The organism is Aliiroseovarius sp. Z3, from assembly GCF_029105185.1.
In the GTDB taxonomy this organism is placed as follows: Bacteria; Pseudomonadota; Alphaproteobacteria; order Rhodobacterales; family Rhodobacteraceae; genus Aliiroseovarius.
The window spans coordinates 96999-110231 of the sequence record NZ_JAFMZK010000003.1 but is presented as its reverse complement, the minus strand read 5'-3'; the positions used below and the strand labels follow the sequence as shown (position 1 = coordinate 110231).

The 13233-nt window shown below is 58.7% G+C and carries 13 protein-coding genes; 8 read left to right on the top strand and 5 right to left on the bottom strand.

Going from position 1 to position 13233, the window contains the following annotated elements:
- Nucleotides 1-789, bottom strand: a complete 789-nt coding sequence (locus J3R80_RS06185; protein ID WP_275392893.1) for an ABC transporter permease — start codon at nucleotides 787-789, stop codon at nucleotides 1-3.
- A 104-nt stretch (nucleotides 790-893) separates the two neighbouring features.
- Here J3R80_RS06185 and J3R80_RS06180 point away from each other — a divergent pair, with 104 nt between their 5' ends.
- Nucleotides 894-2966, top strand: a complete 2073-nt coding sequence (locus J3R80_RS06180) for a 4Fe-4S binding protein (RefSeq protein ID WP_275392892.1) — start codon at nucleotides 894-896, stop codon at nucleotides 2964-2966.
- A gap of 17 nt (nucleotides 2967-2983) precedes the next feature.
- Here J3R80_RS06180 and J3R80_RS06175 read toward each other — a convergent pair whose 3' ends face one another.
- Together J3R80_RS06175 and pedF are read right to left on the bottom strand one after the other, a co-directional pair.
- Nucleotides 2984-3883 carry a transporter substrate-binding domain-containing protein gene (locus J3R80_RS06175; RefSeq protein ID WP_343075816.1) on the bottom strand — a complete coding sequence of 300 codons (900 nt, stop codon included), beginning with the start codon at nucleotides 3881-3883 and terminating at the stop codon, nucleotides 2984-2986.
- Nucleotides 3884-3901: 18 nt separating this feature from the next.
- A complete protein-coding gene (gene pedF / locus J3R80_RS06170) occupies nucleotides 3902-4585 on the bottom strand; it encodes a cytochrome c-550 PedF (protein ID WP_275392891.1) in 684 nt (227 codons plus the stop codon).
- Nucleotides 4586-4768: 183 nt separating this feature from the next.
- Here pedF and J3R80_RS06165 point away from each other — a divergent pair, with 183 nt between their 5' ends.
- Genes J3R80_RS06165 through J3R80_RS06145 form a run of 5 tightly spaced genes read left to right on the top strand, consistent with a single transcriptional unit; the run spans nucleotide 4769 to nucleotide 8868 of the window.
- Entirely contained in the window at nucleotides 4769-5935 is a 1167-nt protein-coding gene (locus tag J3R80_RS06165) for an ABC transporter substrate-binding protein (RefSeq protein ID WP_275392890.1), read from the top strand.
- A 1-nt stretch (nucleotide 5936) separates the two neighbouring features.
- Complete coding sequence (locus tag J3R80_RS06160; RefSeq protein WP_275392889.1) at nucleotides 5937-6893, top strand: YVTN family beta-propeller repeat protein; 957 nt, start codon at nucleotides 5937-5939, stop codon at nucleotides 6891-6893.
- 21 nt (nucleotides 6894-6914) lie between these two features.
- Nucleotides 6915-7361, top strand: coding sequence for a hypothetical protein (locus J3R80_RS06155; RefSeq protein ID WP_275392888.1), 447 nt, complete (start codon nucleotides 6915-6917; stop codon nucleotides 7359-7361).
- Nucleotides 7358-8080 carry an ABC transporter ATP-binding protein gene (locus J3R80_RS06150; RefSeq protein ID WP_275392887.1) on the top strand — a complete coding sequence of 241 codons (723 nt, stop codon included), beginning with the start codon at nucleotides 7358-7360 and terminating at the stop codon, nucleotides 8078-8080. The genes J3R80_RS06155 and J3R80_RS06150 overlap by 4 nt, the downstream gene beginning before the upstream one ends.
- Complete coding sequence (locus tag J3R80_RS06145; RefSeq protein ID WP_275392886.1) at nucleotides 8077-8868, top strand: ABC transporter permease; 792 nt, start codon at nucleotides 8077-8079, stop codon at nucleotides 8866-8868. The genes J3R80_RS06150 and J3R80_RS06145 overlap by 4 nt, the downstream gene beginning before the upstream one ends.
- Nucleotides 8869-8873: 5 nt before the next feature.
- Here the strand turns inward: J3R80_RS06145 and J3R80_RS06140 are convergent, their stop codons facing one another.
- Both J3R80_RS06140 and J3R80_RS06135 read right to left on the bottom strand, forming a co-directional pair.
- Complete coding sequence (locus tag J3R80_RS06140; RefSeq protein WP_275392885.1) at nucleotides 8874-9527, bottom strand: ATP-binding cassette domain-containing protein; 654 nt, start codon at nucleotides 9525-9527, stop codon at nucleotides 8874-8876.
- A gap of 2 nt (nucleotides 9528-9529) precedes the next feature.
- Nucleotides 9530-10507, bottom strand: a complete 978-nt coding sequence (locus J3R80_RS06135; protein ID WP_275392884.1) for an ABC transporter substrate-binding protein — start codon at nucleotides 10505-10507, stop codon at nucleotides 9530-9532.
- Between the two features lie 154 nt (nucleotides 10508-10661).
- Between J3R80_RS06135 and J3R80_RS06130 the strand changes: the two genes are divergently transcribed.
- Both J3R80_RS06130 and J3R80_RS06125 read left to right on the top strand, forming a co-directional pair.
- The gene (locus tag J3R80_RS06130; protein WP_275392883.1) at nucleotides 10662-11084 is read left to right on the top strand and encodes a c-type cytochrome; all 423 of its coding nucleotides are present in this window, start codon (nucleotides 10662-10664) and stop codon (nucleotides 11082-11084) included.
- Nucleotides 11085-11319: 235 nt separating this feature from the next.
- A complete protein-coding gene (locus tag J3R80_RS06125; protein ID WP_275392882.1) occupies nucleotides 11320-13086 on the top strand; it encodes a PQQ-dependent methanol/ethanol family dehydrogenase in 1767 nt (588 codons plus the stop codon).
- The last annotated feature ends 147 nt before the right edge of the window (nucleotides 13087-13233 follow it).

Genomic DNA, 13233 nt, shown 5'->3' with positions numbered 1-13233 from the left:
TCAAGTCTGTGCGACGCTTGTTTTCGCCGAAAAGGGCCGCCGCGACCGCCCCTCAAGCGGCACCAGAATTGCGTATTCAATCAGCAGCATCACCGCGACAAACGACAGCGAATAAGCCATGACATAGCCCGTCTCGAACAGCTGGAAATACATGTGGATTTGGAACCCGATGCCATTGCCGCGCCCCAGAAACTCGACCACCAGAACAATCTTCCAGATCACCGCCAAACCGTTGCGCGCACTGGCCGAGATATAGGGGGCCAGTTGCGGCAGGATGACGTGACGCAGGATGGTCAGCCGCCGCATCTTGAACACTTGCGCCATTTCGCCAATCGGGCGGCTTAGGTTCTGGGTGCCTTCGCGCAGCATGACGACCACCATCGCGGTTTTGTTAACCGACACCGCGATCAGCGCCGCCACTTCGTTTAACCCAAGCCACAGGTAGCAAAGAACGATAACAACAAGAGCAGGGACGTTCAGAAACACCACAATCCACGGGTTAACCCACCGGTTCAGCCGGGGTGACAGGCCAAGGGTGATGCCCAAAGCCATGCCGATCACCATTGCCAGAAAGAACGCGATCAGAACGCGGCCAAGGGTGGCGGCAAGGTGATAGGGCAGAGCACCGGAAAGTGTTTGGTCCCACATGATCCGCAGCACCGCCATGGGTGTGGGCAGGACCGTCGGGTCTGCCATCATCCATGCCGCAAGCGCCCACATTGCGACCAGTGATGACAAGGACAGGGCGACGACACCCGTGTCAGATATATGTCCCTTGTTTCCCTGCATTCCAAAATCAAACGCGCCCTTCTTGAACCTGTCAACGTCGAACACAGGCGTTTGCGACCAACGTCGTATGTCGCAAGCGCGGGCACGCAACTAGTTTGAAAGACATGATCTATCGGTTGCTCTTTGGACTTCTTTTGACCCTGTGCCTGCAAACCACCGCAGCGCAGGCAGGGCCGATGGAACGGGCCGAGCTTGAGGGCTATATCGTGCCGCCGTTTTCACTGGGTGATCCTCTGAACGATAACGGGGTTTGGTCGCTTCTAAACTCCGGTGGGGCAGAGGCGGGGTATGTGTTTGAAACCGAACCTTTGGCGCCTTTGCCGGGGTTTTCAGGAGCCGCGATCAATGTTCTGGTGATGCTGGATCTTGATGGCCGGTTCATGGATGCCCGGCTGATCAACCATAACGAGCCGATCTTTGTTTCGGGTCTGGGCGAGGCGCCGTTTCACCGGTTCTTCGAACAATATGCAGGGCTGTCGATCTCGTCTTCAATGGTGGTCGGGTCACCATACGGCGGCGGTTCGGGTGCGTCGTCGCTGGTTTATCTGGATGGAGTGACCAAAGCCACCGCCAGCGTGCGGATCGCCCATGAATCTATCATGGCCGCGACGCTGGCCGTGGCACGGGAAAAGATGCAGGGGCTGGCTGCGCGATCATCCGCCGCCCCAGACCCGGATTATGATGAGACGCTGACATGGCAGGATCTGGTGGATCAGGGGATCGCTACGCATCACGTGGTATCGAACGCCGAGGTGGACGCGCAGTTTGCGGGCACGCTTTGGGCGGATGACGACCCGGATGGGCGGGCTGATCCGGACGGTGCCTATCTGGACCTCTGGCTTGTGGATATCGGCCCGCCGTCGATTGCGCGGGCGGCGTTGTCATCTGACACGTTCGACGAATTGCAGGCGTTCCTGCGCATTTCGCCCGAGGCCGAGCCTATCTTGCTGATAGAACGGGCGCGGCACGGGTTGGTGTCCGAGGATTTCGTGCGCAATACCTCGCCCGATCTGATCCTCGCGCAACAGGATGGATTGCCGATTGCCCTGCGAGACGCCGATATTCTGGTTGAACTCGCCGCTGATGTGCCGGACGGCACCGCGCTTATCCTGCGTACGGACCGGCGGTTGGGGTTTGACCCGACATCCGAATGGGTTTTGCAGCTTCAGGCGCAGCGCAGCCACGGGATGTTTCAGCCCGAAATTGGCGCAGTGACGCTTGAGGTTCCGCACGCCACCGACGCGCGGTTCTTTCATCGCCCGGACGAAGTCAGCATTACTCCGCCATGGCTGGATGCGATCCGCAATCGGCAAGGTGATCTGATCGTTCTGGGAGGCTTCCTGACGCTGTTGGTGGGGGGGCTGGCGCTGGCCCAAAGCCCGTTGGCGGGTCTTGCAGCCTTCACGCCCCTGCGGCTGACCGTGTTGGCGTTTGTCACCGGTTTCATCGGCTGGTGGGGGCAGGGTCAGCTGTCCATTGTCACCGTGTTGGCCAGCTTGCGCACCTTGGTCGAGGGCGCCAGTTTCGCCTATCTGCTCTATGATCCGTTCTCGCTTCTGGTCTGGGGCGTGGCGCTGGTGGGGTTGATCCTGTGGGGCCGTGGATTTTTCTGCGGCTGGCTGTGCCCCTTCGGGGCGTTGCAGGAGTTCATGCACCATATCGGGCAAGCTCTGCGCCTGCCGCAGGTCGAGCCGTCCGCCCCTTGGGATCGGCGCTTGAAGCGGGTGAAATATGTGCTGCTGGCCGGGTTGGTGGCCACCGTCTTTATCGCCCCCGATCACGTGGATACCGTGGCCGAGGTCGAGCCGTTCAAGACCGCCATCACCGTCTTCTTCGTCCGCGACTGGTATTACGTGGTCTATGCTGCGTTCTGGTTGGGTCTGGCACTTGTCACGTTCAAGGGGTTCTGTCGCTATGTCTGCCCCTTGGGGGCGTTCATGGCGTTGGGCGGGGTGCTGCGGGGCCGGGACTGGATCCCGCGTCGCGTGGATTGCGGCAGCCCTTGCCAGCTGTGCAAGGTGCGCTGCAAATACGGGGCCATCGAGCGTAGCGGCGACGTGACCTATAGCGAGTGTTTTCAATGTCTGGATTGTGTCACCATCCATGACGATCCGGCACAATGCGTACCGCTGATTCTGGCGCGGCGGCAAGCCGAGCGGCGGCAGGCGGCCGAGTAACGGGAAGGCGTCTTCGATCAGCGCAGTTCTGGGGGGGAAAAGGTCAGCCCGTAATCGGCAAAGATCCGGGCCATTCGACCATCGCTGATCGCCGCCTGGATGGCGTCATCCACACTATAGGCCAGCGGGCGATACGCAAAGTGAACGCCGACGCCCAGCGTCCACTTGCCCACACCAAAGCCCGGCATCGGTGGTTCGTGAACGACGCTGTCACCGGTCAGCCCATATTCCAACTGGCTGCGTGGCCCCATGGCGGCACCGATCTGCCCGTCCGACAGGGTCGCCATCGCATCGCCCATTGTGGGAAAGCGGTGGATGTTCGGTCCGGCCTGCGGCCCCAGAAGATTGGTCAGATAGAAATCGGCAATCGTGTCATTTTCCACCGCCACCTGATCATATCGGAAATAGGCCGGCACCGGCGCGTCGTCGGGATAGACATCCTTGCGATAGGCGATGGCGATGCCTTCAACGTGATACTGACCGGTGAATACCACCTGTTCAACACGGCAGGCATAGTTGCTGTCATAGGGGACATGCAGCATCACATTGGCGACGCGACCGCTTATGATTGGACCTTTCCAAACCCAATTGCGCAGATCCTCGTCCAGATTTTCGCCAGCGGCGACCAGGTTGAACCGTGCGTCGACACCAAGGTATTCAGCGATCACTTTGCCGATCTCGATGTCGACTCCGGTGGGTTTGCCATCCTTTTCAAACGACCAAGGGGGGAAGTCGCGATAGGCGGCAAACTCGATGAAACCGCGCTCGACGATCGTGTCCAGATCGGTGCCGACAATATCGCGCGCGGTGTTCTGAGGTTTGGCTTGGGGCACATGATCTTCACAACGCGCATGGGCAGCACCGCCCAGGACCGTGAACACGGTCGCCATCAGGCAAAGGCTCAACCCATTGCGCATCATATGCTTCACCCCATCTTATTCGGCTGCGGACAACCCAATGGTCAGGGTCTCGGCCGCCTGCTTGAATTTTGGCTGATCGCCAGAAATAAGCGCCGCCGCACGATAAGCGACGCTGTCAGCAATCGGGGCGCCGGATCCGGTTTCAACCTTTGCGGCAATTGCCGCCAGCTCTTCTTGCAGCTGAGATACCTCGTTAGCTTCCGGGGCGTTGTCCGACCACGCCGCAAGCTGGTCGCGGAAGGTCTTCAGCCGATCCTCAAACTCATCCAGCGCGCCGTCATCCGGGCGGGCTTCGATATAGGTTCGGATGGCCCACGCGGCTTTCTGGCCCAGCAATTCGCCAAACGCAGGCATCTTGGTGATTCCGTTCTGGGTCATACCGTGCTGGAATCGCTCAACGTACCATTCATCACCATATTCCGCCGCTTCCAGATAGCGCAGATCGGGGGCCAACCCGCCCGACACGACACCCAGCCCATGACAGCGCGCGCAGTTCTGGGTATAGCCACTGTTGCCGATATCGACGGCCAGTTGCCAGACCTCGGGTCCGGCATCGCGATACGGGTTTTCGATCAACCATTCCTCGCCCACATCTGGCAAAGCGTCGGTGTCAACCGGCTGCGGTGCAACGTCACCATGCGCATAGGCAAAACCAGCCAGCGCGATAAAACCGATGGTCAGCAAATGCTTGTTCAGCATCTTCTTGTCCTCCCAAATTCTCGTTCATTCGAGATTGTTTTACCGCTGGTGTCATTGCCCCGGTATTCGACCTTGGTTTTAGGTCCACGCCCGCGCCGGCTGGAATGGGACCTTGGTCGTATGTCGGGGGGCAATTGCCGCTGCTAACGTGGGTGTTGAACACTCTTTCGGTAGGAAAACACCATGCGGCTGATTGCTTACACCAGCGTCATTTTCTGGCTGTCGGTTTCGTCATTGCAAGCCGAGGTTTCGGTCAAGGTGGGCTATCTGCGCCAGATGCTCGACCGGCCACCTGTCTTGTCGAATCTCGATCCGGTGCCGGACGATCTGGGGCTTGCGGGTGCGCAGGTGGGTTTGGCTGACAACCAGACGACGGGTGGCTTTCTGGGCCACGAATACACCCTGAGCCATACTGATGTGCCGGTGGGAGGGGATGTGCTCGCCGCTGCTCGGGATATGTTGGCAGTCTCATCGCTCTTGATAGTAGACGCGCCTGCTGCCGCGCTGCTGCGAATTGCCGATATGCCCGAGGCGCAAGGTGCAATCCTGCTGAACGTGGCGGCTGCGGACGTGGCGCTGCGCAATGCCGATTGCCGCGCCAATGTGTTTCACACGCTGCCATCAGATGCGATGCGCGCGGATGCCCTGATGCAGTTTCTCGTAAAGAAGAAATGGGTGCGGTTGGCGATGATATCGGGTGCCCATGACAAGGATGCGGCGCTTGCAGATGTGTTTCGTGCATCAGCCGAGAAATACGGGCTGAGCATCGCGGCCGAGAAAGCGTGGAACTTTGATACTGACATGCGTCGCAATGCCGCCCAGGAAGTGCCCGTCTTTACGCAAGACCTTGGCGATCACGATGTGCTTTTGGTGGCAGATACGCGCGATGATTACGGGCGGTACATTCCCTACAATACATGGCTTGCACGGCCTGTTGTCGGCACCGAAGGCGTCGTTCCGGCGGCGTGGTCCCCGGTGGTAGAGCAATGGGGCGCGGCCCAGTTGCAAAGTCGCTTCACAGATGGTGCAGGGCGCACGATGCGCCCACAGGATTATGCCGCATGGGCCGCCATCCGCACGATTGGCGAGGCTGTGACGCGCACCGGAAGCGCCGCGCCAGATGTCCTGCGGGCCTACATTCTGTCTGATGAGTTCGAATTGGCGGGTTTCAAAGGCCGCTCCATGAGCTTCCGTAAATGGAACGGCCAGCTGCGCCAACCCATTCCCTTGTCCACGTCCCGTGCGCTGGTTGCCCAAGCCCCGCTAGAGGGGTTTCTGCACCAACGCAACGAGTTGGACAGCCTGGGTCTGGACCAGCCCGAAAGCCAATGCACCGCATACGAGGACTAGTATGAAAAAGACACTAACCTTGCTTGGAATGCTTCTGGCGACCCCTTCATACGCTGAAGAAATTTGGGTCACGAACGAGAAGGACGACACGATCAGTGTGATTGATGTCGCCACGCTGGAAGTCACGCGCACCATTCCAACCGGTGAACGCCCGCGCGGTATAACGTTCTCGCATGATTTCAGCCGAGTCTATATCTGCGCGTCCGACAGCGATGCGGTTCAGGTGATGGACCCCGAGACCGGGAAGATTCTGAATGATCTGCCCTCGGGCGAAGATCCCGAACAGTTCGTGCTGCACCCTGATGACCGTCACCTTTACATCGCCAACGAAGACGACGCCGTCACCACGGTTGTGGACGTTGAGACCCGGAAAGTCGTGGCCCAGATCAATGTGGGGATTGAGCCTGAAGGGATGGCGGTGTCGCCCGATGGCAGCACCGTGATCGCGACTTCTGAAACCACCAATATGGCGCATTGGATCAACACCGAGAGCCACGAGATTTTCGCCAACACGCTGGTCGAAAGCCGCCCGCGCCACGCCGAGTTCACACATGACGGCGCGGCGCTCTGGGTCAGTTCTGAAATTGGCGGCACGATCTCGGTCTTTGATACGGAAACGCAGGCCGAATTGGCAGATATGAAGTTCGAGGTCCAGGGCGTGCATCTCGATCGGGTGCAGCCCGTGGGGTTTGAATTTACCGAAGACGGCAAGACCGCCTTTGTCGCCCTTGGGCCGTCGAACCACGTCGCGGTGGTCAACGCCGAAACCTATGAGGTCGAGGATTACATCCTGGTCGGCCGCCGGGTCTGGCACATGGCGTTTTCCGCAGACAAATCCCTGTTGTTCACCACCAACGGCGTGTCGGGTGACGTCACCGTCATCGACGTGGCCCGCCGTGAAGCCGTCAAATCCATCAAGGTCGGGCGCTTTCCGTGGGGTGCAGCCCTTCGTCCATGAGAATTTTGAAAGGAACCCATCATGCGTATCTCCACTTTCTTGCTGTCCGCGTGCCTCGCCGCCTCCCTCGGCGGAGCACGGGCGTGGGCGGATCAGGACAGTTTCGGTCTTGCCGGGGTCTTGTCCGCGAATAACAAAGAAGACCTGCCGCCGATTCAACTGTCGTCTGGCATGCCCTTGGCCGATGCGCCTTTGCTGTTGAAATCCGGCACCTATTACGAGATCGAGATCGAGGCGGATGGCAGTCAGGAACTTGCCCTTGAAGGCGCTGGCTTCTTTCGCGCAATCTGGATTGATGAGATCGTGATCGAAGGGTTGGAAATCCGCCCATTGGGCCTTGATAGTGTCGAATTCGATGAAGCTGGCACCATGGAAATAGGTTTCCTAGCCATCAAGCCGGGGCGCTACGCGCTGTCCGTTCCGGGGTCTTCCGGTGACACACAGAGGCTGGATATCACCATCGAATGAACGGTCTCAGGGTTCATAACCTGAGCCATCACTACGGCCAAAAGCAGGCGTTGAAAGACGTCTGCTTCTCGGTTGAACCGGGCGAATTCTGTGCGCTTCTCGGGCCGAACGGGGCAGGCAAATCCACGTTGTTTGGCCTAATGAGCCGACTGTTCACCACTGATCGGGGGCGGATCGAGATTGCTGGCTTTGATCTGGGGAAAAACCCGCGCGCGGCACTGGCGCAGATCGGGATCGTGTTTCAGCAACAGACGCTGGATCTTGATCTGACGGTGCGCCGAAACCTTCACTATTTCGCCGCGTTACATGGGATTGGGGGTCGGGACGCCGCGCGGCGTACCGATGCGGCGCTGGATCGTCTGGGCATGGCTGAACGGGCGCAGGAACGGGCCCGTGATCTGAATGGTGGCCACCGCCGCCGGGCCGAGATTGCCCGCGCATTGCTGCATGATCCGGCGGTGTTGTTGCTGGACGAACCCACGGTTGGGCTGGATGCGGCGTCGCGTAACGGGATCGTAACTCACGTGCATGAGCTGGCTGCGGAAAGCGATTTGACCGTTCTCTGGGCCACCCATCTGACGGATGAGGTTTGGACGCGGGATCGGTTGGTGATCCTTGATCGTGGGCAGGTGCGCGCGGAAGGGCAGGTTTCAGATGTCACCTGTGGCCGCCCGCTGAAAGAGGTGTTTCTTCAGATGACGGGTGAGGAAGCAACATGACCCCCGCCCTGATCGCCCTGCGGGCCATCGTGCTCCGCGAAGCTCTACGATTTGTGCGGCAGCGGGGGCGGTTCATCTCGGCCCTTGTGCGCCCGCTGATCTGGCTTTTGGTTTTCGCCGCCGGGTTCCGCGCGGCGCTGGGCCTGTCGATCAGTCCGCCCTATCAGACCTATATTACCTACGAGGTTTATATCGTGCCCGGTTTATGTGGCATGATCCTGTTGTTCAACGGCATGCAATCGTCTCTATCCTTGGTCTATGACCGCGAAATGGGGTCGATGCGGTTGCTTATGACGTCGCCTTTGCCACGCTGGTGGCTGCTGACATGTCGATTGATCGCAAGTACTTTGATCTCGATCTTACAGGTCTATTGCTTTCTGGCGATCGCCGCTGTTTTCGGCATTCAACTGCCGATGCTTGGTTATGCGTTGGTGTTTCCAGCTTTAATCGTTGCCGGGATGATGCTGGGCGCACTGGGGCTGGCGCTATCCTCTCTGATCAAGCAATTGGAGAACTTCGCGGGTGTGATGAATTTCGTTATCTTCCCGATGTTCTTCCTATCTTCGGCGCTGTATCCTCTGTGGAAGATGGCCGAAAGTTCGCGGGTTCTGCACGATATCTGCGCCGTGAACCCGTTTACTCATGCGGTCGAGTTGATCCGCTTTGCCCTTTACGCACAATTCAATCTGATGGCGGCGGTATGGACCGCTGTGGCGGGACTGGTGTTTCTGTTGCTTGCGCTTTGGGGTTATGACCCTGCGCGTGGGATGATCCGGCGGAAGGTCTAGTCGATCTACACAAGCAATGCCGGCGATCCGTGCAAGGTCAAGATGCGGTCGGCCAATCTGTGTGCCTCGTTTGTTGTGTGTGTCACCAGCACAGTTGCCACATTTGACCGGGCGCGGAGACGTTCGAACACCCGCATCATCTCGTCGCTTAGGTCTGGGTCAAGCGATACGAAGGGTTCATCCAACAACAGGAGCTGTGGGCGCAGTGCGAAGGCACGCGCCAGTGCCACGCGCCGCTGCTGGCCAAGTGACAGCTGATCGGGCTGCCGGTCGGCGCAATGCGACAATCCGACATCAGCCAGGGCCGCGTCAGCTTCTTCGGTGCTGATCTGAGTGGTCAGCACAAGGTTGTCCCGCACCGACCGCCACGGCAACAAGATTGGTTCCTGAAACACGAAGGCCAGACGGTCGGGCGTGTTAATCTCACCGCAAAAACCAGTCTCTAATCCACCCAGAATACGCAAAAGAGTAGACTTTCCGATACCGGATGGCCCGCATATTGCCACCGTTTCATGGGGTTTGAGCCGCAGTTTAATTTTGCCCAGAACTTGCGTGCTGCCATAGCTGGCAGATGTCAGATCCAAAGACACGACGTCGGCGCCAGAAGGCGTAATTGCCCCCTCTGTGCTGCCGAAGACAGCGTGATCCGCCGCGGTCATGGTCAACTTCCCGGCGTCAGGAACACCCCTGCCGGTAATGATTCGACATCACCCAACAGGTCCGTTCCGCCCAGCTTGGCCATCAGGCGCAGAATCTTGTCAGCGGCGCCTTCATCGACCGGGCCGGGGTCGGGGATGCCAGCGCGAAATCCGGCGATCAGTGCTTTGAACTGTGCATCCGTTTTGGCCCGCATCCGTTCGCGCAGTGGTTCCCACGCCGCGTCTTGCATCAAAAGCTCTTTCGCCGCCCGGGATGCAGCAGACAGACCAGCGACCAAATCGGGGTTCTCCCGCGCCATGTCACCACGCAGCACATAGCCCAGTAGGGGCGTGTTAGGGTCTAATCCAAGCGCTTCAGCGGCTTCAGAGACGGACACCAGCTGGCGCATCCCTCCCGCTTCCATCTTGGCCATGAAGTGCCAGAAGTTGATCGCACCGTCGTAGTCGCCGGAGGTGGCGGTTTTGAAAATCAGGGGCGGCGCACCGAACACTTGCTCGGTTTCTTCCACAAGATCCAGCTCGTATTGCTGATCCGCATAGGCGCGCAGGATCAACCAGCTTTTGTCCAGCGGACCACCCGCGATGCCGATCTTGCCACCTTTAAGGTCGGCCAGGGTCTGCGCGGTGCTGTCTGCTGGCACCATCAATCCGCCAACCGCTTTGGAATAGGGCAGGAACACAAAGTCACGTCCTGCCGCTCGTTGCCGGGCAACCCACAGCCAGTCGGATACGATGACATCTGTCTCGCCTGCTTCAAACGCGACCTTGGCGGCGGCACCCCCTGCGACACCCGTCACCTCCAACGTGAAACCGTTCGCGGTGTCCAGCCCGTTAGACTTGATTGTATCAAGCTCCCAATTCACGGTCCCAAACTCCAGAACCGACGCCCGAAGGACATCGGGTCCGGCAAAAGCGGGGGACAGCGCGGTGGTCAGGGCGACCGAGAGCACGGCGGTCATTCTTTGCAAGATGGTTTTCATGGAATCCTCCCAATTGGGACAAGGATACCGACTTCGCGCAGGTCACAAATACGACCAAAGCACGATATGCAAGCCGTCTGTGTTGCTGTTCTACATCGGATGAAAGCGCGAATAACAAACCGGCTCTGCCGGGTGATGCATATTGGAGATTGATATGAAGCAAACCCTGACCTCGTTGTTATTTGGCGTCGCGCTTGCTGGCGGGGCACCCATCGAAGCGGCGGCGGAGTCCGCATTCGACGACATCAAGATCGAAGCAGGAGAAAAACTGTTTGTGGCCGAGTGCCGACGATGTCACGCCCCGGATGCAGATCACGACAGCTATGGCCCGCCGTTGGAAAACATTCTGAATCGAGCCGCAGGCAGCTATGACGGCTATGATTACTCGGTCGCGCTTGAGGCGTCCGGCATTGTCTGGACGCAGGCTGCATTGCGCGCGTGGATCGAGGATAATGACGGGTTCATGCCCGGAACCAAGATGCGTCACGTCGGAATTGAAGATCGGACCGTACAGGATTTCATCCTGGCTTACTTGGACAGCATTTCAATGCGCGATGGGACTGCGATTTCCGAATAGCTGCCCGGATAATTGTAATATTGGGCTTGATTAGTCACTAGTTCAATGGGGAACCGGAGCAGCTGCTATCGGTTCCCTTACCCTTGGTTGCACGGAAAGTCGACGGGTGCCGCTCACCTCTACGACCTTTGTGCAATTTCGCTGCTGCACATCACTTCCAATAATACCCGCAAGCCGAAAGCCGTGCGGTCGCAAGGTGGATCCGGCTGGCTTGGAATGGACCGGGAGGAAAGACATGAACAAGTTTTTAACAACTGTCACGGTTGGCCTGATTGCGGCGGGGATCGCGCAGGCCGAGGTGACCGAGGATGATCTTCGAAATGATCAGACGATTACCAACCAGATCGTCACCAACGGTATGGGGCGGCACCTTCAACGCTATAGCCCGCTGGATATCCTGAACAAGGACAACGTCAATAACCTGGTGCCCGCCTGGGCCTTTTCGCTGGGTGGCGAGAAGCAGCGCGGTCAGGAAACGCAGCCGCTGATCTATGACGGGGTGATGTACATCACCGGGTCATATTCGCGGCTCTACGCGATTGATCTTTTGACAGGGCAAGAGCTTTGGCAGTACGACGCGCGTCTGCCCGAAGGCATTTTGCCCTGCTGTGATGTTGTGAACCGCGGTGGTGCCATTTATGGCGACAAGATCTATTTCGGCACGCTGGACGCCCGGATTGTGGCGCTGGACCTGAAAACGGGTGATGTGGCGTGGAACAAGAAGATCGCCGACTACAAGGCTGGATATTCCTATACGGCCGCCCCATTGATCGTGAACGGTTTGGTTATTACCGGCAATTCCGGCGGTGAATTCGGCGTGGTTGGCGAGGTTCAGGCACGCGATGCCGAAACCGGTGACCTGGTCTGGACCCGTCCGGTGATTGAAGGTCACATGGGCACGTTGAATGGTGAAGAAAGCACCATGACCGGCGAACTGAATGCCACATGGCCCGGCGATATGTGGAAAACCGGTGGCGGGGCAACCTGGTTGGGCGGATCCTATGATGCGGACACCGACACGCTTGTGTTTGGCGCAGGCAACCCGGCCCCATGGAACAGCCATTTGCGCAACGCAGGCACCCCGGTGGAAGGCAACAAGGGCGATAACCTCTATGCCGCCAGCCGCCTTGGTATTGACCCCGCAACCGGCGAGATCAAGTGGCATTTTCAGACAACCCCACGTGAAGGCTGGGATTTTGACGGTGTGAACGAGGTCGTCGCCTTCACCGGTCAGGATGGGAAGGACTATTTCGCCACTGCCGACAGGAACGGGTTCTTCTATGTCCTGAACCGCGAGGATGGGTCGTTCGTGACGGCCAACCCCTTCGTCAAAGACATTACGTGGGCTTCGGGTATCGATGAGACCGGGCGTCCGATCTACAACGAGGATAATCGCCCCGGTGATCCGACGGCCGCGACCGAAGGCAACAAAGGCGAGACAATCTTTGCCGTTCCGTCCTTCCTTGGCGGTAAGAACTGGATGCCGATGGCGTTCAGCCAGAAGACCGGGCTGTTCTATGTGCCGTCAAACGAATGGGGCATGGATATCTGGAACGAGCCGATTTCCTACAAACAGGGCGCGGCCTATTTGGGCGCGGGCTTCACCATCAAGCCGCTGTTCGAGGATCATATCGGGTCGCTGAAAGCAATTGATCCGCTGAGCGGTGAGATCAAGTGGGAGTTCAAGAACCCGGCACCGCTTTGGGGTGGTGTGATGACCACGGCGGGTGGGCTGGTGTTCACTGGCACACCGGAAGGCAAATTCATCGCGTTCGATGATGAAACGGGCGAAGAGCTGTGGTCGTTCCAGACCGGATCCGGCATCGTCGGTCAGCCTGTGACCTGGGAGCAGGATGGCGAGCAATATGTCTCGGTTATTTCCGGCTGGGGTGGTGCTGTGCCGCTCTGGGGTGGCGAAGTGGCGAAAGAGGTCAGCTTCCTGAACCAAGGCGGAATGCTCTGGACTTTCAAGCTGCCACGTCAGTTGGCTGCCGCCAACTGAGCACTAAAAACTATGACAATCAGGCACGCGTTCGGTCTCCGAGCGCGTGTTTTTCGTTCAAGCCCCGACCGAGGCGGTGCATAGTGAGGCTGGGCGGTCCCTACTTCTTTGGTCGCAAGGCGGGAAAAAAAGAACTGTGTTAGCATT

Bases quoted from the DNA above. Each gene is read 5' to 3' on its own strand.
- J3R80_RS06185 (WP_275392893.1), bottom strand. From the start codon at position 789: ATGCAGGGAAACAAGGGACATATATCTGACACGGGTGTCGTCGCCCTG.
- J3R80_RS06180 (WP_275392892.1), top strand. From the start codon at position 894: ATGATCTATCGGTTGCTCTTTGGACTTCTTTTGACCCTGTGCCTGCAA.
- J3R80_RS06175 (WP_343075816.1), bottom strand. From the start codon at position 3,883: ATGCGCAATGGGTTGAGCCTTTGCCTGATGGCGACCGTGTTCACGGTC.
- pedF (WP_275392891.1), bottom strand. From the start codon at position 4,585: ATGCTGAACAAGCATTTGCTGACCATCGGTTTTATCGCGCTGGCTGGT.
- J3R80_RS06165 (WP_275392890.1), top strand. From the start codon at position 4,769: ATGCGGCTGATTGCTTACACCAGCGTCATTTTCTGGCTGTCGGTTTCG.
- J3R80_RS06160 (WP_275392889.1), top strand. From the start codon at position 5,937: ATGAAAAAGACACTAACCTTGCTTGGAATGCTTCTGGCGACCCCTTCA.
- J3R80_RS06155 (WP_275392888.1), top strand. From the start codon at position 6,915: ATGCGTATCTCCACTTTCTTGCTGTCCGCGTGCCTCGCCGCCTCCCTC.
- J3R80_RS06150 (WP_275392887.1), top strand. From the start codon at position 7,358: ATGAACGGTCTCAGGGTTCATAACCTGAGCCATCACTACGGCCAAAAG.
- J3R80_RS06145 (WP_275392886.1), top strand. From the start codon at position 8,077: ATGACCCCCGCCCTGATCGCCCTGCGGGCCATCGTGCTCCGCGAAGCT.
- J3R80_RS06140 (WP_275392885.1), bottom strand. From the start codon at position 9,527: ATGACCGCGGCGGATCACGCTGTCTTCGGCAGCACAGAGGGGGCAATT.
- J3R80_RS06135 (WP_275392884.1), bottom strand. From the start codon at position 10,507: ATGAAAACCATCTTGCAAAGAATGACCGCCGTGCTCTCGGTCGCCCTG.
- J3R80_RS06130 (WP_275392883.1), top strand. From the start codon at position 10,662: ATGAAGCAAACCCTGACCTCGTTGTTATTTGGCGTCGCGCTTGCTGGC.
- J3R80_RS06125 (WP_275392882.1), top strand. From the start codon at position 11,320: ATGAACAAGTTTTTAACAACTGTCACGGTTGGCCTGATTGCGGCGGGG.